Origin of the sequence: Paenibacillus taichungensis (assembly GCF_013359905.1) — a bacterium.
GTDB lineage: Bacteria > Bacillota > Bacilli > Paenibacillales > Paenibacillaceae > Paenibacillus > Paenibacillus taichungensis.
Genome location: NZ_JABMCC010000121.1, coordinates 644,150 through 663,804, shown reverse-complemented (window position 1 = coordinate 663,804; position 19,655 = coordinate 644,150). Strand labels below are relative to the sequence as shown.

General features: G+C 47.5%; 16 protein-coding genes. 8 read left to right on the top strand and 8 right to left on the bottom strand.

Annotation, left to right across the window (positions count from 1 at the left end; genetic code table 11):
- Window positions 1-2 precede the first annotated feature (2 nt).
- Window positions 3-416: a hypothetical protein gene (locus tag HP548_RS30685; protein ID WP_063564360.1), complete on the bottom strand. Its 414-nt coding sequence runs from the start codon at window positions 414-416 to the stop codon at window positions 3-5.
- A gap of 282 nt (window positions 417-698) precedes the next feature.
- Here HP548_RS30685 and HP548_RS30680 point away from each other — a divergent pair, with 282 nt between their 5' ends.
- Window positions 699-1,199, top strand: a complete 501-nt coding sequence (locus HP548_RS30680) for a DinB family protein (RefSeq protein WP_175383772.1) — start codon at window positions 699-701, stop codon at window positions 1,197-1,199.
- An 87-nt stretch (window positions 1,200-1,286) separates the two neighbouring features.
- Here HP548_RS30680 and HP548_RS30675 read toward each other — a convergent pair whose 3' ends face one another.
- Together HP548_RS30675 and HP548_RS30670 are read right to left on the bottom strand one after the other, a co-directional pair.
- Window positions 1,287-1,790, bottom strand: coding sequence for a GNAT family N-acetyltransferase (locus HP548_RS30675; RefSeq protein ID WP_175383771.1), 504 nt, complete (start codon window positions 1,788-1,790; stop codon window positions 1,287-1,289).
- A 100-nt stretch (window positions 1,791-1,890) separates the two neighbouring features.
- Window positions 1,891-3,039 (bottom strand): M23 family metallopeptidase, encoded by a 1,149-nt coding sequence (locus HP548_RS30670; protein ID WP_246318270.1) that lies wholly within the window; start codon window positions 3,037-3,039, stop codon window positions 1,891-1,893.
- Window positions 3,040-3,257: 218 nt separating this feature from the next.
- Here HP548_RS30670 and HP548_RS30665 point away from each other — a divergent pair, with 218 nt between their 5' ends.
- The 3 genes from HP548_RS30665 (at window position 3,258) to thrS (ending at window position 8,236) form a co-directional block, all read left to right on the top strand.
- The gene (locus HP548_RS30665; RefSeq protein ID WP_175383770.1) at window positions 3,258-4,025 is read left to right on the top strand and encodes a response regulator transcription factor; all 768 of its coding nucleotides are present in this window, start codon (window positions 3,258-3,260) and stop codon (window positions 4,023-4,025) included.
- On the top strand, window positions 4,022-5,782 hold the full coding sequence (locus tag HP548_RS30660; protein WP_175383769.1) for a sensor histidine kinase: 1,761 nt from the start codon (window positions 4,022-4,024) through the stop codon (window positions 5,780-5,782). The genes HP548_RS30665 and HP548_RS30660 overlap by 4 nt, the downstream gene beginning before the upstream one ends.
- Before the next feature lie 477 nt (window positions 5,783-6,259).
- Window positions 6,260-8,236 (top strand): threonine--tRNA ligase, encoded by a 1,977-nt coding sequence (thrS, locus tag HP548_RS30655; RefSeq protein ID WP_246318269.1) that lies wholly within the window; start codon window positions 6,260-6,262, stop codon window positions 8,234-8,236.
- A gap of 120 nt (window positions 8,237-8,356) precedes the next feature.
- On the opposite strand, the gene HP548_RS30650 is transcribed toward thrS, so the two are convergent.
- The gene (locus tag HP548_RS30650; RefSeq protein WP_076291763.1) at window positions 8,357-9,220 is read right to left on the bottom strand and encodes an SDR family oxidoreductase; all 864 of its coding nucleotides are present in this window, start codon (window positions 9,218-9,220) and stop codon (window positions 8,357-8,359) included.
- A gap of 129 nt (window positions 9,221-9,349) precedes the next feature.
- Here HP548_RS30650 and HP548_RS30645 point away from each other — a divergent pair, with 129 nt between their 5' ends.
- Both HP548_RS30645 and HP548_RS30640 read left to right on the top strand, forming a co-directional pair.
- The gene (locus tag HP548_RS30645; RefSeq protein WP_175383768.1) at window positions 9,350-9,895 is read left to right on the top strand and encodes a hypothetical protein; all 546 of its coding nucleotides are present in this window, start codon (window positions 9,350-9,352) and stop codon (window positions 9,893-9,895) included.
- Window positions 9,896-9,965: 70 nt separating this feature from the next.
- Window positions 9,966-10,697 carry an MBL fold metallo-hydrolase gene (locus HP548_RS30640; RefSeq protein ID WP_175383767.1) on the top strand — a complete coding sequence of 244 codons (732 nt, stop codon included), beginning with the start codon at window positions 9,966-9,968 and terminating at the stop codon, window positions 10,695-10,697.
- A 100-nt stretch (window positions 10,698-10,797) separates the two neighbouring features.
- On the opposite strand, the gene HP548_RS30635 is transcribed toward HP548_RS30640, so the two are convergent.
- Window positions 10,798-12,006, bottom strand: a complete 1,209-nt coding sequence (locus HP548_RS30635; RefSeq protein ID WP_175383766.1) for a PQQ-dependent sugar dehydrogenase — start codon at window positions 12,004-12,006, stop codon at window positions 10,798-10,800.
- A gap of 251 nt (window positions 12,007-12,257) precedes the next feature.
- On the opposite strand from HP548_RS30635, the gene HP548_RS30630 reads away from it, so the two are divergent.
- On the top strand, window positions 12,258-13,349 hold the full coding sequence (locus tag HP548_RS30630) for a M24 family metallopeptidase (RefSeq protein ID WP_175383765.1): 1,092 nt from the start codon (window positions 12,258-12,260) through the stop codon (window positions 13,347-13,349).
- A 102-nt stretch (window positions 13,350-13,451) separates the two neighbouring features.
- Here HP548_RS30630 and HP548_RS30625 read toward each other — a convergent pair whose 3' ends face one another.
- Window positions 13,452-14,135: a queuosine precursor transporter gene (locus HP548_RS30625; RefSeq protein WP_175383764.1), complete on the bottom strand. Its 684-nt coding sequence runs from the start codon at window positions 14,133-14,135 to the stop codon at window positions 13,452-13,454.
- A gap of 259 nt (window positions 14,136-14,394) precedes the next feature.
- The gene (locus HP548_RS30620; RefSeq protein ID WP_175383763.1) at window positions 14,395-15,792 is read right to left on the bottom strand and encodes an L-cystine transporter; all 1,398 of its coding nucleotides are present in this window, start codon (window positions 15,790-15,792) and stop codon (window positions 14,395-14,397) included.
- Between the two features lie 334 nt (window positions 15,793-16,126).
- On the opposite strand from HP548_RS30620, the gene HP548_RS30615 reads away from it, so the two are divergent.
- Complete coding sequence (locus HP548_RS30615; protein WP_175383762.1) at window positions 16,127-17,827, top strand: methyl-accepting chemotaxis protein; 1,701 nt, start codon at window positions 16,127-16,129, stop codon at window positions 17,825-17,827.
- A gap of 220 nt (window positions 17,828-18,047) precedes the next feature.
- Here HP548_RS30615 and HP548_RS30610 read toward each other — a convergent pair whose 3' ends face one another.
- A complete protein-coding gene (locus tag HP548_RS30610; protein ID WP_175384024.1) occupies window positions 18,048-19,589 on the bottom strand; it encodes a cobyric acid synthase in 1,542 nt (513 codons plus the stop codon).
- Between the last annotated feature and the right edge of the window lie 66 nt (window positions 19,590-19,655).

Below are 19,655 nucleotides of genomic sequence, written 5' to 3'. Positions count from 1 at the left end.
GCTTATACATCCTCCGTTTCCCTAAGCTGTCTAATCTCCCGGATCGTTTCGGGCGTAAGCTCGATTTCGTCCCGTTCGATGCTGTCCGGATGCTTGATTCGTTCAGCAATACGGTCCAGTTCTCGTATCCGCCGCCGGATTTGTTCCATTTTGCGAAAACGTTCCTTCACCTGGACCATATATTCCACCGCCTGGTGATGGGATGCAGGGCGGCCTGCGAACCATTTGCGTACAGTCGACAAGGATTGATAAGCCACTTCTTCCGCACGTTTTTTTTGTTCGAATTGTTCAATTTTATGTTTAAGCGTTTCGATCTCATTTTCTTTTTTGACCTTGAGCTGTTGGATAAGGTACAATAAATCGGACGATGATATTTGCAATGCTGTATGGTGATACACCTCGTCAATTACTAACATACCATGTCATGACTCCTTACATATCAAGTTACTTGTTATCGATTATAGAGTCCCGCACTACTTAGCGTCAATTCTTTTTTTGGCGATTGTATAATTTGATATGACCCGTTTATAAAAACAGCTTCTTTCTCATGTACATAACTTCAACTAACAAAGAAAATTAACCACCACTTCGCATTCACCTTTCAGATCCTCTATGATGTATATTAAGCATCCACATTTTAGGCACTACACTTACACAAGCTGACATCATAGAACTCATTTAAAGGAGAGGATCGCACGATGTTCACTCGTAATGACGACATTCGGAGCCAAATTTGGGAAGCCGTCTCTGGACTCAATGAAGAGCAATTGAACCTCCAACCCACACCTACTCACTGGAGTATTATGCAAGTTCTCCGTCACCTGAATTTGATGGAAAACATCATTGTGAAGCAAGCCCACGCCGCTCTAAAGAAAGAACAGACCGTTGCTGTGGACAAAAAACCATATGAGCTTACACTGGATCGCAGCCACTCTGTCAGCGCCCCGTCTCATCTCCAGCCTCCTGCGGAACCAGAAACGCTGGCGAATGTACGACATGATTTGGAAGACTCACATCAAGCATTGATGCACGTTGCACAAGATCATGAGTCTGAACTGCTGCGGAGCAAGTCCTTTCTTCACCCGGTTTTCGGTGAGATGGATCTGGCTCAATGGGTCGATTTTGCAAGCTATCATGAAGAGCGTCATCTGGCACAGATTCAGGATATTAAACAAAGGCTTGGCGTGTCGCACACCTAAGTCATCCCCTATTTACTCGATGTAAGCAAAAATAACCTCCAATCCACGCATGTGGATTTGGAGGTTTTCATTTATTGTGAAACATGTTTATATTTTTTTGCCCAAAATCGCCAAATCCCGGTTGACGCCATCCAGCACAGCCACTTCAGGGTAATAGCCCCACTGCTCAAAGCCATGCTTGCGCAATAAACCGAGACTCGGTTCATTATGTCCAAACACAAAGCCCAGAATCGTCTTGATTCCAAGCGCAGGACAAGCGTCAAAAATGGTGTTCAGCAAACGTCCGCCAGCCCCAATTCCCCGGCACTGCTGATCCACATACACACTGACTTCCACCGTCCCATTGTACGCAGGGCGTCCATAAAACGAACTCAGGCTGGCCCAGGCTACAACCTGTCCCTCAAGTCTCATCACCCATAGCGGGCGATGATCGGATGAATGCTCCTCAAACCACGGAATACGTTGCTCCACGGTCACCGGCTCCAAATCCGCCGTTACCATCCGGCTCTCAATCGTAGAATTATAGATCTCCACAATCCTAGGCAGGTCCTCACGACGCGCATACTCAATCTGTACACTATCCAGCTTCATGTCTACTCCTCCATCATCCAAATCGATTCTATCTTATGACGGTATTATAACGGAGGAAGGAAGTCGACGTCATCCCCTAACATTCAGCTCAATTCCATATTTACTCAGACAACCCTTGAATCGTGTTACCCCGGGTTAACTGCTGGCTCTGATCCGCCCAACGAATGTTAACAGAACGGGAAGTGAATAGATCCGGGCCATCCGATACCTGGAAGTGCAGATGAGCTTCACTGGAATTACCTGAGTTACCCAGCTCTCCAATGAGGTCTCCCTGCTTGACTTTGTCCCCTTTTTTGACGGCCACACTGCCTTCCTTAATGTGCCCGGTGATGCTGTAATCTCCGTTTCCATGGTCAATGACCACATTATTACCCGCTGGTTCTTCCGGGTTCATAACACCTGGTATGTTATCTGGAATATCATTCTTGATATCGACTACGGTTCCATCTGCTGCTGCATAGAGCGGTTCACCAAAAGCGTAGTAGTTTTCGTTCACTTTCGCATCTCCGTTGTAACTGGAAGCTTCTTTGGTGCGAATAATATCTAGCGCATAGCGCTGTGTTTCATGCTCATAATGATAGTTCGACATCACATCATTACCTCCCCAGAACACATACCATTCCCCCTTCATAGGGAATTGAAATTCGGTTTTGGTGAACGTTTGATCCGTATCTACATGGGGTTCCAGTGGTTGGATTAATAGCCCTTCAATCTGATTAGCTTCGGTAAAATAGGCTTGAATCCCTTTGGTTCCTGTTTGATCCTTCCAGGCGAACTCAGTTAAATGGTTCACTTTGGCATCTACCACTAGATCAAAGGAAGTTACTCCCTCAAGGAATTGATCCGCAGACGTTTTAAACTGTTCAAGCGTTAGTGCTTCCTTCAACTCGGGACTCATCTGACTGTAAATGGCATCCTTGGAACCGTTCATTAACGTATCGATGAAATTCTCAGGTGTAATGATGTCGCTCACCTCTTTACCCGAATTCTCTTCCTGATTTTTACTCTCACTCGCTTCATTGGCATTTGTCATCTGTTCCTCGGACTGCTGTTCCCCCTGCTCGGATGTAATCGAATTACTGTTACCACAGGCAGACAACATCACGCAGGCTCCAAGGGCAATGGCAAGCAACTTCCAGCTCTTTTTGCTCTGTAATTTCTCATGTGCAGCATATCCTGATTTCGGAAGACTTTCCCCGCCATTTAAGTGATCCGTAAGAATTTTAAATCCTTCTTTTAACCTATTCATTCTCTACATCCCCTCTGGTGTTCGTTATACTTTCCAGTTAAGTGTACAGAATGAATCTTATCCTTCGTCTAACTCTTCCTTACATGTAGTTAAACTGTCGCGTCTTCTATGGTTTCATAATTAAGATTCCGTTAAGATAGCTCACACACTACATAGCCCTCTCGGATGGTATGATTAGCAATAAACAAACAGGAAGCCCTAGGAGGTCATTTCACATCATGGATCACGTCTCCATACTGCTAGTTGATGATGAACAAGCCATTTTACATATGCTCAAAACCGTCCTGCTCAAAGAACAATTTGTAGATATCGACACCGTTACCACTGGGGAAGAGGCGATTACCGCCTGCGAAAATAAAACCTATCACTGCATCGTGCTGGACATCATGCTGCCTGGCAAAAGTGGACTGGAAATCTGTCCCTTTCTGCGGCAAGTGACCGATGCACCGATTCTTTTTCTGACTGCCAAAACTACGGATTATGACAAGTTAACCGGATTCGCCGTTGGCGGCGATGATTATGTTGTTAAACCATTTAATCCACTGGAAGTGGTCGCCCGCATCAAATCACTGCTGAAACGTTATTTACCTACCAAAATGGCGACGACTACGACGGCAATTCCACCCTTTTCTGACGTAACTTCGTCATCTCCTGCTGTGCAGGAAGGGGTATATGATTTTGGCCGTTTTCAAGTATTTGAACAAGCTGGTGAGCTTCAGGTTGAAGGACAGCCGGTAAACTGTCCGGCTCTTGTCTATCAGCTGCTGCTCTTTTTCTGCAAGCATCCCAATCGTATTTTCACCAAATCGGAATTGTATGAACGCGTATGGGGTTCGGAAGCCATCAGCGATGACAACACCGTTATGGTTCATATTCACCGTATCCGTGAGCGGATTGAAGCCGATCCCTCTAACCCTGCCTTTCTCGTCAACGTCCGGGGGCTGGGATACAAACTCATTTTGCCTAACCAAGTGTCACGCGCATGAGTATTCGTCGCAGGTTAATGACCCGATTTATCGTTATGCTTGCTGGCGCAGTAGTCCTTATCATCCTGTTGGGTTCTGCAGCCACCTATTGGGTCGTTCAAAAGGTAAATGAAGTAAGCCTGGTGGATGACTTCGCTACCAGTGGTCTTGACCAACTGATTAATACCGCAGAAATCATGCCCGATGGGACGGTCCGCTATGATCCCAGGCTGCTGAAGCAGGTCGAGAAAAATCAGGGATGGCTTCAGGTTGTGGATGAAAAAGGCTACGTCATTGATGATTTTGATACACCGGATGACGTTCCGAAGCAATACAAGCCTGGAGAGTTGATCGCATACTGGGAAGCAAAAAAACCGTTCCCGTACCAGATCGTCATGCTGATTCGGGAGAAAAACGGCGAGATGTTCACCTTGCTGTATGGCGAACGCAATCAGGCCAAATCCTTACTCGATCAAGCCCGTGAGGACAGTCATTACACCAATGGAGAGCTTATACTTCTCCCCAAACAAGAGGATGCCATCCGTTCCAAAGGTGCCTATCTGCAAATTTTGGATGCCTACGGTCAAGAGTTGGCTTCTTATAATAAACCTGCCATGGGCGTCCCTAGCAGTTACAACATACAGGAACTGGCTTTGCGTATTCGTTATCCCAATCGATATGGAATATCAATCGCAACCTTTTACGATGTACAGAATGGCACAACCTGGATGCTCAGTATACCTGTCGATCCAACTGCTACAGGGGAAGAAAATCCCTATAACTTCATTTTGACCCCTGTGCTCATTGTGCTGATCCTATCCGTTATCATTTTGCTAATTCTGCTGGCCCTATGGTACGCTAATCGTTTCGGTTCCCCCATGCTGCATATGCTCCAATGGCTCCAACGACTGGAACAAGGACATTATGAAGAACCCACAGGCATTGGCGGCGTACCTCGCAGCCAGCGACGAAATGGCAAGTGGAAACGGAAATACCACGTGTATGCTGAAGTGCTTCGCTCCATGCAGGCATTATCCGCAACATTGAAACAAGATGAAGAGCTCCGTAAACAGACCGAATCTCTGCGTGAGGAATGGATCGCCGGAATAACGCATGATCTCAAGACACCGCTATCCTCCATCCAGGGATACGCCCATATGCTTGAAGCACAGAAATATAGCTGGTCCCCGGAAGAAGTGAGGGAATTCGCGGGCATTATGCTGGACAAATCCATGTATATGGACCGACTTGTGAATGATCTTGCCATGACGTACCGATTGCGAAGCGGTGGATATCAGCCACCTGTGGAAGAAACTGACGTAAATACGCTACTACATGATCTCGTCCAGCGTGCAGAACGCAACCCGGTATATGGCGAGGGACGTATTGTGTTCCTCCCTGCGAAAGTTCCGGTATACGGCCATGTGCATATTCCTTCGTTTGAACGTATTGTGGATAATCTGACCGCTAACGCCCTTCTGCATAATCCAGCGGAATCGACACTGACCGTTAGTGTACATCCGGGTAAACAGGCTGGGGAGTTCAGTGTTCATTTTGCCGATGATGGACAAGGAATGGACCCGGAATTGGTCTGGAGGCTGTTTGAACGATATTACCGAGGGACCGATACAGGCACGTCCGATGTCGGATCAGGCCTTGGTATGGCGGTAACAAAAGGGTTAATTGAAGCGATGCAGGGCCGTATTGAAGTACAATCAACTTCTGGTGAGGGTACTGTCATTCGATTAATATGGGATGGACAATCAGAACATGGGTAAAAAAACATTCCGCTTGACCTTTTCATTTTCAATCTATATAATCGACACTCAATAACACCTGTTCCAATATATTGATATGGACTTCAACGATATTAAGATCAATTCAATTGATATTGATTTTGCATATTTGGCGATGACCAGAGACAAGATTCCGTTTGCGTGCTGCCCAGAGAGAGAAGGGATTGGTGAAACCTTCTTCAGCGAACGGACCGGAATTACCCCTCTGCAGCCGTGACCTCGAACTTCAGCTTTTCGGTCTTCTTCATGAATTCCGGACAAAGCTGTCAGTAGAGTTCACCGCCTGATCCCCGATAACGGATCCCAATGAGGGTTATGATGTTCTTGTTTGCGGCGGCTGGTCGTGTTCAGGAGCATTCATAACCAAATTAGGGTGGAACCACGAGCTGAGCGCACTCGTCCCTTTTCCGGGACGGGTGTTTTTTGCGCTTCAAATTTGAATATTGGAGAGTGGTTCACATGAGTAATCCGAATAATAACAGCCAATCCAGCAACCAATCGAATGACCAACAGCAGCCCGGGCATCCGATTGAAATTCGCCTGCAAGGCGGAGCTATACGTTCTTACAACGCAGGCATCACTGTAGGAGCGGTCGCCTCATCCATCAGCACAAGTCTAGGTAAACAAGCCATCGGCGGAATCGTAAATGGTAAGAATGTCGATCTCGACTGGGTGCTTGAGCAAGATTGTGAACTCGTCATCGTTACTTTGGACAGCGCGGAGGGTCTGTATCGTTACCGACACAGCACAGCTCATGTACTCGCGCAGGCTCTCAAACGCATCTACGGTGCGGAACAAGTCAAGCTGGGCATCGGGCCTGTCATTGAAGATGGATTCTATTACGATGTCGATCTGGAATATGCTCTATCGATCAGTGATTTGGCTGCCATTGAGCAAGAAATGAACAAAATCATAAAAGAAAATGAGAAAATTAGCCGCCGGGTAGTTAGCCGGGAGGAAGCACTTCGCATCTTTGGAGAGATTCAGGACCCGTATAAGCTTGAACTTATTCAGGATTTACCGGAGGACGCTGAGCTTTCCATTTATGACCAAGGAGAGTTTTTCGATCTCTGTCGCGGCCCTCATCTTCCGTCCACTGGTCGGATCAAAGCATTCAAACTGCTGAATGTGGCAGGTGCATACTGGCGCGGCAACTCGGATAATAAAATGCTGCAACGCATCTACGGCACTGCTTTCCCGAGCAAAGCCCAATTGGATGAACATCTACACATGCTGGAAGAAGCGAAAAAACGAGATCACCGCAAACTGGGTAAGGAGCTCGAACTGTTCATGTTCTCTGAAGAAGCACCCGGTATGCCGTTCTATCTGCCCAAAGGCATGACTGTTCGTACAGAATTGGAGCAATTCTCCCGTGAATTGCAGCTGCAGGAAGGCTATCAGGAAGTTCGTACTCCCCTCATGATGAACAACCGTCTGTGGGAGCAATCGGGGCACTGGGAACATTACAAGGACAATATGTATTTCTCGGAAGTGGACGATGCGACTTTTGCCCTGAAACCTATGAACTGCCCGGGACACATGCTGATTTTCAAAAATACACTCCATTCCTATCGTGAGCTACCGATTCGTATGATGGAATTCGGTCAGGTCCACCGCCATGAATTCTCAGGCGCTCTGAACGGCATGATGCGGGTGCGGACTTTCTGTCAGGATGATGCCCATCTCTATGTGATGCCAGAGCAGATCGAGGAAGAGATTAACCAGGCGATTTCATTGATCGGACGTATGTACGACATCTTTGGATTTGAGTACAACATTGAGTTGTCCACTCGTCCGGAAGATTCCATGGGATCGGAAGAGCTGTGGGATCAAGCAGAAAGAGCATTGCAGAGTGTACTTGATCGGCGCGGTGTGAAATACCGCATTAACGAGGGTGATGGTGCCTTTTACGGTCCGAAAATTGACTTCCACATTCTCGATGCACTGAAGCGCAGCTGGCAGTGTGGAACAATTCAACTCGATTTTCAAATGCCCGAGAAGTTCGATCTCACTTATATTGGCGAGGATAGCCTGAAACACCGTCCTGTCGTGATCCACCGTGCCATCTATGGCTCAATCGATCGTTTCATCGGCATCCTGACTGAACATTATGCAGGTGCATTTCCGCTCTGGCTCGCGCCCGTGCAAGTGAAGCTACTGCCAGTGTCAGATCATTACGCAGATTATGCGCTTCAAGTTCAGAGCCAGCTGCGGGCTGCCGGTATTCGGGTAGAAACAGACTTGCGCAGTGAAAAGCTCGGCTACAAAATCCGTGAAGCTCAGATGGAAAAAGTGCCTTACTCGCTCGTGCTCGGGGAAAATGAGAAAAACGCCTCATCCGCCTCTGTCCGTGCATACGGTCAGGGCGATCAAGGCATTCAGCGCATTGAAGCATTTATAGAGCTGATTCAGCAAGCTGTGAAGGCCAAAGCCTGAGCGCTTAATTAGGAATTGGCTGGACCTTAACTTTAGAGGCAGCCCGTTAGTATGGAAAACAGCTGCCTCTAATTATGTGGAAACAAGTAAGCCGCATCTGCTGCTTCAAACAGTCTGTAGTTACAATTTCTCTTCGGGTCTAAGTCCAACTTGCTCTTCACTCCATGTCCAGAAACGCTCAGCATCTGCCGCATCCAGCGCATGGGCTTTCAGTTCCTGGTCCTTTTGTTGATAAAAGTAACGCCCGGTTACCCCGGCGACTTCGGGGCTTGTGGCGAGATAGATGGCCGTTTGTGCCCCTTCTTCTGGTGAAAGGAAAAACGGTAGTTTGCCCACCAAAGCCATAATGCGTGTGCCAAAACCGGTATTGCGGTCTACGCCAATACTTGTACCCACCGCACCGGGATGAAGGCAGTTGACCGTGATTCGGGTATCCGCTAATTTGCGGGCCAGAACACGTGTGAACAACACGTTAGCCAGCTTGGATTGAGCGTAACTTTTGATTGGATTGTAACTTTTGTGCAGATGGGGATCTTCGAAATGGATTTTCCCGGCTTTGTAGGCACCAGACGAAACATTCACTATACGCCCCTGCTTCGCAGACTTCAAAGGTTCGATCAGGAGTAAGGTAAGCAGGAAATGTCCAAGATGGTTAATACCGATGGCTTGTTCGAAACCATCAGAGGTTTCCTGGCGCTTCAACATGACGACACCCGCATTATTAACGAGAACGTCAAGTGTGTCGTAACGCTCACGGAAAGATTGAGCAAAATGGCGGATGCTCTCCAGTGACCCCAGGTCACACAGCATCAGTTCAATCGCAGTAGAGCCGGACTGACGCAGCGCCTCCTCCAGTGCCTGCTGTCCGCGCTTCTCGCTGCGGCATGCCATAATCACGTGATACCCTTGCCTTGCAAGTTCAATGGTGGTTGCCAGACCCATGCCTGAGTTGGCTCCCGTAACAACGGCTGTTGGAATGGACATCAGGTACTTCCCTTCTGAACCAGAGGTTCTTCATATTTTGAGACAGTCACCCTTTTGTTTTTTAAGCACTGCTGACGTCAATATGAGATAATTGAAAGATCACATATTGGTCTTATAGGGAGGATACGTATGCTAACCAAAGAAGACTTCAAGAAACTGAAAAAAGAAGCGAAACTTGAGATTGCACTCATCGAACAGGAAGCTCATAATCTCCAGCAAAAGATAGACTCATCCCTGTATGAAAAAGATAAACTGTGGAACGATGAAGAGATTGGTGAGCTTACCCAAAAACGGAAAGAACGAAAATACAGTTCATGGACGATTGAATTATGCTCGATCATTGAAGACCTGCTGAATCAACTATACCAACAAACGTATCAAAAAAAATTTAATTCGATCCAGTTGATGAAAACTCCTGCATACCGCTCATTATCCAATATCGAGATCCTTCAGGCTGAATTGAAAAATCAGCATCTGTTCCTAAAATCGGAAGAAGAGAAAATTGAAGAAGAAATAGCCAAAGTGTTTCAACTGAGAAATAAACTTATTCACTCCAACTTTTCTTATGCTTCCATTATTAGAGAAAATCACGATGCAAAGCAAGAGTTTGAATCCACCCTGGATACGGTGAAGAAGTATAGAAAACACTTGAAATATAATCAGCCAGAGAACTGACGAATACATGATACACGCAAATGGTCATACACGACAAAGGAGGTGCTCCGGATTCGCTCCGGAAACAAATATGAACAATCAACCCATAGAAATTACGGTTCTAAATCTTCATATTGTCACACCTGCGGGTAAAAACCCAATCTACCCTGTTATGTTGCGCGATGAAGATGGCATTACGCTTGTGGATACAGGCATGATTGGCCAATTCGCCGAACTTCAGTCCGCACTGGAGCATGAAGGCGTTCAGCTATCTGATATCAAGCGCATTATTGTAACCCATTCCGATATAGACCACATTGGTAACCTTGGTGCCTTGGTGAATGCTGTTCCGGAAGTGGAAATCTGGGCGCATAGCGATGAAATTCCGTTTATCACGGGCAAAGAGCCCATGATCAAGTTCACGCCAGAACGAAAAGCGTTGCTGCCTGAACCTATTGCGGAGCTGGCGGAACAATTGATCTCACAGCGGACTGAGTTCAAAATATCCAAAGTGTTAGAGGACGGTGACATGCTGCCTATACAAGGTGGTATCCAGGTCATTCATACACCAGGACACACCCCTGGACATATCTGCTTGTACTTCCGGGAGCAACAATTCCTGCTCGCTGCCGATGAATTGCGTGTGGTCGATGATGAATTGGTGGGTCCTGCTCCACCTGCAACACCGGACATGCCTGAAGCACTTCGCAGCTTGAAAAGGCTGCTTGGCCTGAAGCTGGAGAAGGTACTTTGTTACCATGGTGGCGAGTACACCGATGAGCCGAGTCGGCGCATTGCCGAACTCGCGGAAAGTGCGGACTAATTGGTACCTGCAACTAACTTAAATTTACGTAAATATTGAAGCGAAGGGCTGTCCCATACGTCATAAACATGGCGGGACAACCCCTTTTCTATTATAAATGTTACGGTTTAGGCGTCAGAACGATCAGTTGGTCATCTCCATCGCGTGGAGATCCCCTGCCATCCCGGTTGTTCGTGAGCACGTATAACTTCCCGTCTTCTCCAGAAGTCACATTGCGAATACGTCCCCACTCGTCTTTAAAAATCGGCTCTACCTGCGTTACTTGTGTACCATCTTTGGACAGAGTAATTTTAAGCAGTTGTTCACCCCGCAGATTGGCAGCAAGCAGTGATCCGGCCCATGGCCCTTCCTTTATAAAAGCTACACCTGATGGAGCCCATGTTTCATCTCCACTATGCGCAAGCGGAGCCTGATATGTGCCATTCTTATCATCGTCTCCCTCTACCTCTGGCCAGCCATAATTCTCACCAGCTTCAATCCGGTTAATTTCATCAAAATTACGCTGCCCATGCTCTGTGGCATACAGATAGCCATTGTCCAGGTTCCAAGCCAGGCCCTGTGCGTTCCGATGCCCCATGCTGTACACCGGTGAATTAGGCCAAGGGTTATCTTCTGGGATCGATCCGTCCAGACCAATCCGCAATATTTTGCCACCCAAGCTATCTTCGTTCTGAGCCAGCTCCGGCTCATAGCGTTCACCTGTCGTAATATAAAGCAGATTGTCCGGGCCAATCTTGATCCGTCCTCCATTGTGATTCACGCCGCCAGGAATGTCACTGAGCAGCTCCTTGTCTATGGTCGCCTTCCCATCACTCACTTTCAAACGCAACACCCGATTGGCGATGTCACCACCACCTTCCAGATAGGAATGGTATGCATACAGATAGCCATTATTGTCAAAGTCCGGATCAGCAGCAAGTCCAAGCAGGCCACCTTCCCCTTCTTCATTAAACGGTGCAGAAAATTCAATCAGAGGTTCAGATGCCAGCTCTCCGTTCTCGATGACCCGAATGGTACCCGGTCGCTCTGTTACAAACATCCGTCCATCAGGCACGCTTACCAACTCCCAAGGTACATTGAGTCCGTCGACCAGCACGGAAGCCTCGTAAGGAATTACAGCATTTTCATCTGTTTCCTCTTCCCCACCACCAGCACTGTTATTACCACCTTCCGCTGTCTGTCCCTGACCTGTACCCTGTCCTTGTGACGTCTGCTGCGATTCTGTCGTCGGGTCACCCGAAGTACAGGCTGTTAGCAAAGCCATACTGAGTAACGAAGCATATAACGGAACGCTTAGTCGATTATTCATGAATACATCTCCCTTCTAATGTCGATGTTATATCGTGTAATCCCAGTTTCAAGGGACTGTCCATTTCTAAAGTAAGTAAATAAATAAGTAAGGCAACCCTACGCGGTTTCGCCCTGTATTACCCTCCCCACCTGCCACTCAAACGGCTAGTTAAAGCTAATTTTCGGTCATCATTCCCGCCTCCATTTGGATTTCCCCGACATTCTTCTATAATAGAAAGATAGAACGAATGAAAGGTGGACATATAACTAATGAATCAAACTCCTTTATCCCGGCTGGAAGCTGGTCTGTCTACGCAAGGATTGGACGCCATGCTGATTACAGATCCGAAACATATTTACTATTTAACAGGTTTTGCGAGTAATCCGCATGAACGTTTCCTTGGGCTTGTCCTTGCACGGGGCGAAGATCCGCTGTTGATCGTGCCTGCACTCGACGAGGAAGCTGCCGCAGCCGCTTCTTCGGTCTCGAACATTGCCACGCATACTGATACGGACAATCCTTACGCCTTATTTGAGCGTTATCAAGGACGTCTGGGCCGCGTAGGTCTCGAAAAAGAATACGTGACTGTCGCACGTTATGAACAGTTGACCGCCGCACTGGGCGCTGCCAACTTTGAAGATGTCGGCCCTTTGCTTCGCACCTTGCGTGTGAAAAAAACACCGGATGAGGTCGGTCGCATTCGCCACGCCATTCATCTGATTGAAGAGACGCTCCGCCAAGGACTGTCTCACGTTCGTACAGGTGTAACCGAAATCGAACTGGTTGCCGAAATGGAATACCAGATGAAGAAACTGGGTGCAGACGGCCCTTCCTTTGATACCATGGTGCTCACAGGACCCAAAACAGGCTTGCCACACGGCACACCAGGTGAACGCAAATTGCAGCATGGTGATCTGTTGATGTTTGATATGGGTGTCTACGCTGGTGGGTATGCATCAGATATTACGCGCACATTTGCCTTTGGTGACATTTCACCTGAACTTAAAACCATCTATAACACCGTGCTCGCAGCAAATGAAGCTGCCATTCGGGCAGTTAAGCCAGGTGTCACCTGTGCGGATATTGACCGTGCAGCACGCCAGGTTACGGAAGATGCTGGATACGGCGAACGTTTCCTGCACAGAGTTGGACATGGAATGGGCATTGACGTGCATGAGTATCCTTCACTGCATGGTCAGAACATGGACATTCTGGAGGAAGGTACGGTATTTACGATTGAGCCGGGCATTTATGTAACCGGCGCAGGCGGTGTGCGTATCGAGGATGATGTACTTGTGACAGAAACTGGCGTTGAGGTGCTGACGTCCTATTCAAAAGAGCTGCAAATTCTGACGGACTAATCCTTTTTGGCCATAACCAAAAGTCCCGCGAAACCATGAATGCATGGCTTTGCGGGACTTTTGTGTTGAATTCAACATTTTCCGGACGAATGAACTACGAATCTAGGCTTCGTCCTTGAATTTAAAGCTTCGTGCAGCATATAGAAACGGCGTTCCTACCGCAGTCAATACAAATTTGATCACGTATGTCGTCAAGAAAATTTCAAGCCAGACGTCCCATGGATAGATGAAGGCAAACGCAATCGTGCAGAATACCAGCGTATCCGCGAACGAACTGATGATCGAACTGCCGTTGGTACGTATCCACAACTGATTACGCCCTGGCGCCATCTTACGCAGCCAAGTGTACAGTCGCACGTCCAGGAACTGACTGATGAAATAAGCTGTCAGACTTCCGAGTGCTAGCCGTGGTAGCAGACCAAACAGGGTTTTCATCGAATCCTGTGCAAAATCCGTCGATGCTGGCTCAAAGAACAATACCATCTGCATCAGCACGGTCGTCATGATTAATGTGAAGAACCCGAACCATACGGCTTTGCGCGCCTCACCCGGTCCATATTTCTCATTGAGCAGATCACTGGTCAGGTACATGCTAACATACATCGTATTACCCAGCGTTAGAACGATACCCATAATATCTATCGTTTTGGTCACCTGTATATTGGCAATGACTGTTGCCACACCAATCCAGGCATAAAGACCCTTTTTACCGAACAAGCGGTAACACAAAAGAAAAAAGCCATACGTTACGAGAACAAAAAGCGCTCCCCATCCTAAATTAAACAATATAAATACACTGCCTTCCTAGTTTTGATTACGCGGGATGGTTACGAACCGCGGTTTGGCTCTGGGCCAAAACATGAATACTCTATCACATTTCCCCAAGGTTGAACAGCACTAAATAACTCCAACTGACTTCAGGTGATATTTACGGTATACCCAACAGATGCTAAAAACAAAAAGCCGCCCTTCGGATTAACCCGAAGAACGGCTGCTCTTGCATGGCTTGTGGCAGTAACTGCCATCCGCCTATTATGAATCTGAATTACACCTGAACGGCGGAATCCAGATCACGAGTTTGATCATTGAATGTATCCTGATCGTTTTCTTTCAAAATTTTACTGGATACGAGACCTGCGGTCATCGAATCGTTCACGTTCAGCGCCGTACGGCCCATGTCGATGAGCGGTTCAACCGAGATCAGCAATCCTGCCAAAGCTACCGGCAGGTTCATCGTGGACAACACGATCAGGGAAGCGAAGGTTGCCCCGCCGCCTACACCGGCTACGCCGAATGAACTGATCACGACTACCAGGATCAGAGTAATGATGAAGTCCCAGCTCATCGGGTCGATCCCGACCGTAGGAGCAATCATCACCGCCAGCATGGCCGGATAGATCCCGGCACAGCCGTTTTGACCAATCGTAGCCCCGAAGCTTGCCGACAGGTTCGCAATCCCGTCCGAAACACCCAATCTCTTCGTTTGTGTCTCCACGTTAAGCGGAATCGCTGCCGCACTTGAACGGGATGTGAAAGCAAAGATCAGTGTTGGCAGAACCTTTTTCACATACGTAATTGGATTGAAGCCAAACAGTGAAATGATAATCAGGTGGATGATGAACATAACGATCAACGCCACGTAGGAAGCAATAACGAATTTGATCAGCTTCAGAATCTCATCCGGGTTCGTTGTAGCGGTTACCTTCGTAATCAGCGCCAAGATACCATAAGGAGTCAGCCTGAGTACCAGCGTTACAATCCGCATAACCACCGCATATACCGCATTAACCATGCCCCGGAACGTTTCCGCCTGCTGTGGTTTTTTGCGATCCAATCCCAGTACTGCCACACCGATAAAGGCCGAGAAAATAACAACAGCCAGTGTGGATGTACGACGCTCTCCGGTCATGTCCGCGAATGGATTCGACGGAATGAATTCCAGCACTTGCTGTGGAATCGTCTGATCCTTCACGTCAACGAGACGTTCCTCCATCTTCTGCCCCTGTGCGAGCTCTCGGTCTCCACCTTCGATCTCAATGGAAGTCAGGTTGAAGCTCAAGCTAGTCACAATACTTACACTTGCGGCAATCGCTGTCGTGATGAGCAGGATTGCAATAATCGAAAGGCTCATTTTACCGAGATTCTGCTTGCCTTTCAGATTCATGATGGCCGAAATGATGGAAACCATGATCAATGGGATCACGACCATTTGTAACAAACGAACATATCCTGAACCGGCCAGATTAAACCAATCGACCGACTTGGTAATGATGTCAGAATCAGATGTGTAGATCAGTTGCAGAATGACGCCATATACAACCCCAATGCCCAAACCCGCAAATACACGCTTGGTAAACGAAATATGTTTCTTCTGCATCCAGAACAGGACACCCAGAAGAGCGAGCATAACCACGACGTTCAAAATGATTAAAAAGGTATTCATCTGTATAAATCCTCCTCAGTGTGAGTAACCGGATATTCCGGTTTTCTACTCGCTCAAAAGCGATATTCAACAATATATCACATAACAAACTATTCTGGTAGGTATTAATTGATATTATGTAATATGCGTGTAACAAATTCATCTATTTCTGAAAAAAATACACTGAATCGTGAAAATTATTGTATTCAACCTCCGGTTAATTTTGTAATATAGGTATATCCGCTTATTCCCAAGTTTTCTCAACGTGAAAATTAGGCCTTTCTTCGTTGGTATTTAGTCTTACGATAACGGAAAAGCGATAATGTTAATGAACATGACGTGAAAGGATGATCCTATGTTTCGAAACCGCACCGTTGCCGGTAAAATTAGAGGCACTTTGTTCCTCGTACTGCTGGTTGCTTCCCTGTTGTTTAGTATCAGTTTCTATGCTGTCTCCATGAATATTATGCAGAGCTACGTGCTTCCACAGTTCGACAAGGTCCTGAGCACGTCCATTCAGGATATATACAAGAACACATCCGCTTCTAAAATTTTGCAAGTACAGAGTGGCGGAGCCGGATCTGAGGGTGCTGCACTGACCGTGGAATCCTATTTGGCTGGCAAAGCCAAAGAGCATAATCTGGACGGAGCATACGTGGTGTCCATTCAGGATGGTAAAGCTACCGTGGTCATCGCAAATACCTCCTCGGGCATGAAAGCCGGAGATGAGATTAAAGTAGAAGCAGCAATGAATGAGGCCATTGAGAAAAAAGAAATGGAAATCAGCCAGGTTTATGCCGATTCCTTCGGTGTACATAAAGCAGCCTTTATACCGATTGCAGGAAGTAACATGATCATGGCTGTCAGCATGGATGCCCAATTCATTCAGGACAAGATTGCACAGATCTTCTGGTTGTGCCTCGGTATCACAGCATTGGTCTTTGTGCTCGGATGGCTCATCTCGACAAGCATGATCAAACGTGTAACCAAACCGATTATCAAGCTCGTTCAACATAGCAAACAGATATCACAAGGAGATCTGACTGCTGAACTTCAGATTACAGGTAAGGATGAAATTGCACAGCTCGCTGCTAGCTTCCAGACGATGACTCATAATCTGAAAGAAATGATTAGCCGCGCCCTCTCCACATCCAATGAAGTTGTCGAAGGCTCCAATGATTTGCTCAAACGGGTAGAATCAATGTCCGGTATGGTGAAAAACTCCAGTCGTTCTGCAGAAAGTGCCGAGAAAGGCAGCGTAAGCATCGCTTCCAGCGCGGCCGAAAATGCCAGAGCCATGGAAGAAATTACGCAAGGCATTATGCATATTGCTTCCTCTTCTGCCGAAGTATCCGAGCAGATCGGAGATGCTGCGAACGAAGCTGTTAACGGTAACCGCCTGGCACAGGATGCCATTCAGCAAATGGAACGTGTCGGTCAGACCGCAAGCGAATCTCTGCGTTATGTTGAAACGATGAACGAGCGCTCGATCGCGATAGGGACCATCGTACAATCCATTTTTGAAATTACGAAACAGATTAACATGTTGTCCCTCAACGCTTCCATTGAAGCAGCACGTGCGGGAGAGCATGGACGTGGGTTCGCCGTTGTTGCCGGAGAAGTACGCAAACTGGCGGAGCAATCCAAGACAGCTACAGAGGAAATCTCCGATTACCTGGGTACTATCCGTGAAGATGCTGAACGTTCCGTTGATGCCATGAACCGGGTAACCCAAGAGATTGGATCAGGTACTCACGTGGTTCAACAGGCAGGCTCTGCGTTCCAGCAGCTTAACGAGTTGATTCAGAACGTCAATCTGACCATTCAGACGGTATCGGCCTCTACCCAGCAAGTATCAGCTGGAGCTGAACAAGTCAGTGCTTCCGTGGAAGAAACAGCTCAAATCACGTCCAAGTCCCGTCAAAGCATGCAAGAGATTGCTTCTACAGCGGATCTCCAACTGAATGAGATGGACTCCCATTCCAGTACCGTACGGCATCTGCATGAACAAGCGGTAGAACTTCAATCCGCTATGAAGAACTTCAAAATAAACTAATCGGAATACCTTTAACCCATTGTTTCCATTTTCGAATCAAACTTAACATTAGATACTCAAATACCCCCATGCTCAGCATCGTTCCAGATTTCAGAGAACGTTGCCAAGCGTGGGGGTATTCTTTTGGGCTGCATATTATATAAATTGAACTAACGTATATTTACACGCGCCACTCCGATGATCGAACAACCTTCCGATCGCTGTTACCCCAAGCATTTTTTTATTCAGGTGGCTGAACGCCCATAATCTCGTATAAACGCTGCATATCCAAAGAAGAACGTAATGATTCAGCTACACGGTCAAACTCCATTTCCTTTCGTTCACGTGCGCTGTACGTCTCCCGCAGCGGAGCAAGTCCTTTTCCTTCACGTAGACCATTGAGCCATGAACGCCGGAACTGATCACTTTCAAACAAACCATGCAGGTATGTTCCCCACACTTTGCCGTCAGTCGTGCCCCAGCCTTCATTGAAGGATTGACCGCCCGGATGGGCGATCTCGAACAAGGCCGTTACACGTTCAGGCTCAAGACACTCGGTAACACCCATATGAATCTCGTATCCATTGATCGGCAACAAGTTTGCTACATCACTTTCCTTGGGCAAACGAATTGGATGATGACTGTGTACGTTCCCAGAGGCTCTCACCGTTTGTTTGTTCTGTAGAAATGTTGTCGATAGGGGCAGCCATCCCAATCCATGGGCTTCCTGAATCTGATTCGCTTCTACCGCAAATGGATCTCTGAGATGCTGACCGAGCATCTGATATCCACCACATATCCCGACAAGCTGAACATGTTCACGCTCCGTCTGGCTGGCAATCGCTTGCTCCAGTCCTGACGCTCGCAGAAATGCCAGATCACCGATCGTATCCTTCGTACCCGGAAGCAGAATGGCATCGGGATGCCCCAATTCATCGGGAGAAGTCACGTATCGCACATTCACATCCGGCTCCCTAGATAGGGCATCAAAGTCTGTAAAGTTGGAAATACGCGGATAACGAATTACTGCCAGATCCAGCTCCTGCTGACCGGATTTGCCGTGTCGCATGGAGTCCAGCACCACGGAGTCTTCCGCTTCAATCTGAATATCACTTATGTAAGGCAATACGCCCAATACAGGAATGCCTGTCCGTTCTTCAAGCCAGTCCAACCCCGGCTGCAGCAAGGAAAGGTCTCCACGAAACTTGTTAATGATGAATCCTTTTACACGCTCAACCTCATGCGGCTCCAGCAGCTCCAGTGTACCTACAATGGAGGCAAAGACACCGCCACGATCAATATCCGAGATCAGAATAACCGGAGCATCCGCCCAGCCCGCCAGATTCATATTAACGATATCCCGATCTTTCAAATTAATCTCTGCAGGACTGCCCGCACCTTCCATCAGTACGATATCATATGTCGCGCGCAACCGATTCAGTGCATCCATGACCGTTTGTTTGGCTTCGGGTAGAAAATGCTGCCTGTAATCCCACGCACTCATCTGTGTAAGAGGCACACCGTGCACGACTATCTGGGAATGCATATCCCGAACCGGCTTGATCAGGATCGGATTCATATCCGTCGTCGCTTCAATGCCACATGCCTCGGCTTGCGCTCCCTGGGCTCTTCCGATTTCCTTGCCGTCTTCCGTGACGTAAGAATTCAGTGCCATGTTCTGTGATTTGAACGGAGCCGGCCTGAAGCCATCCTGCTTGAATATTCGGCATAAGGCCGTCGTAATTACACTTTTCCCCACATCTGATGCCGTCCCTTGCAGCATTAATACTGCTGCCTTTTGTTCGGACGTTTGTGCAGAAGTATCTTCCACGTTCCCTCACCACCACTC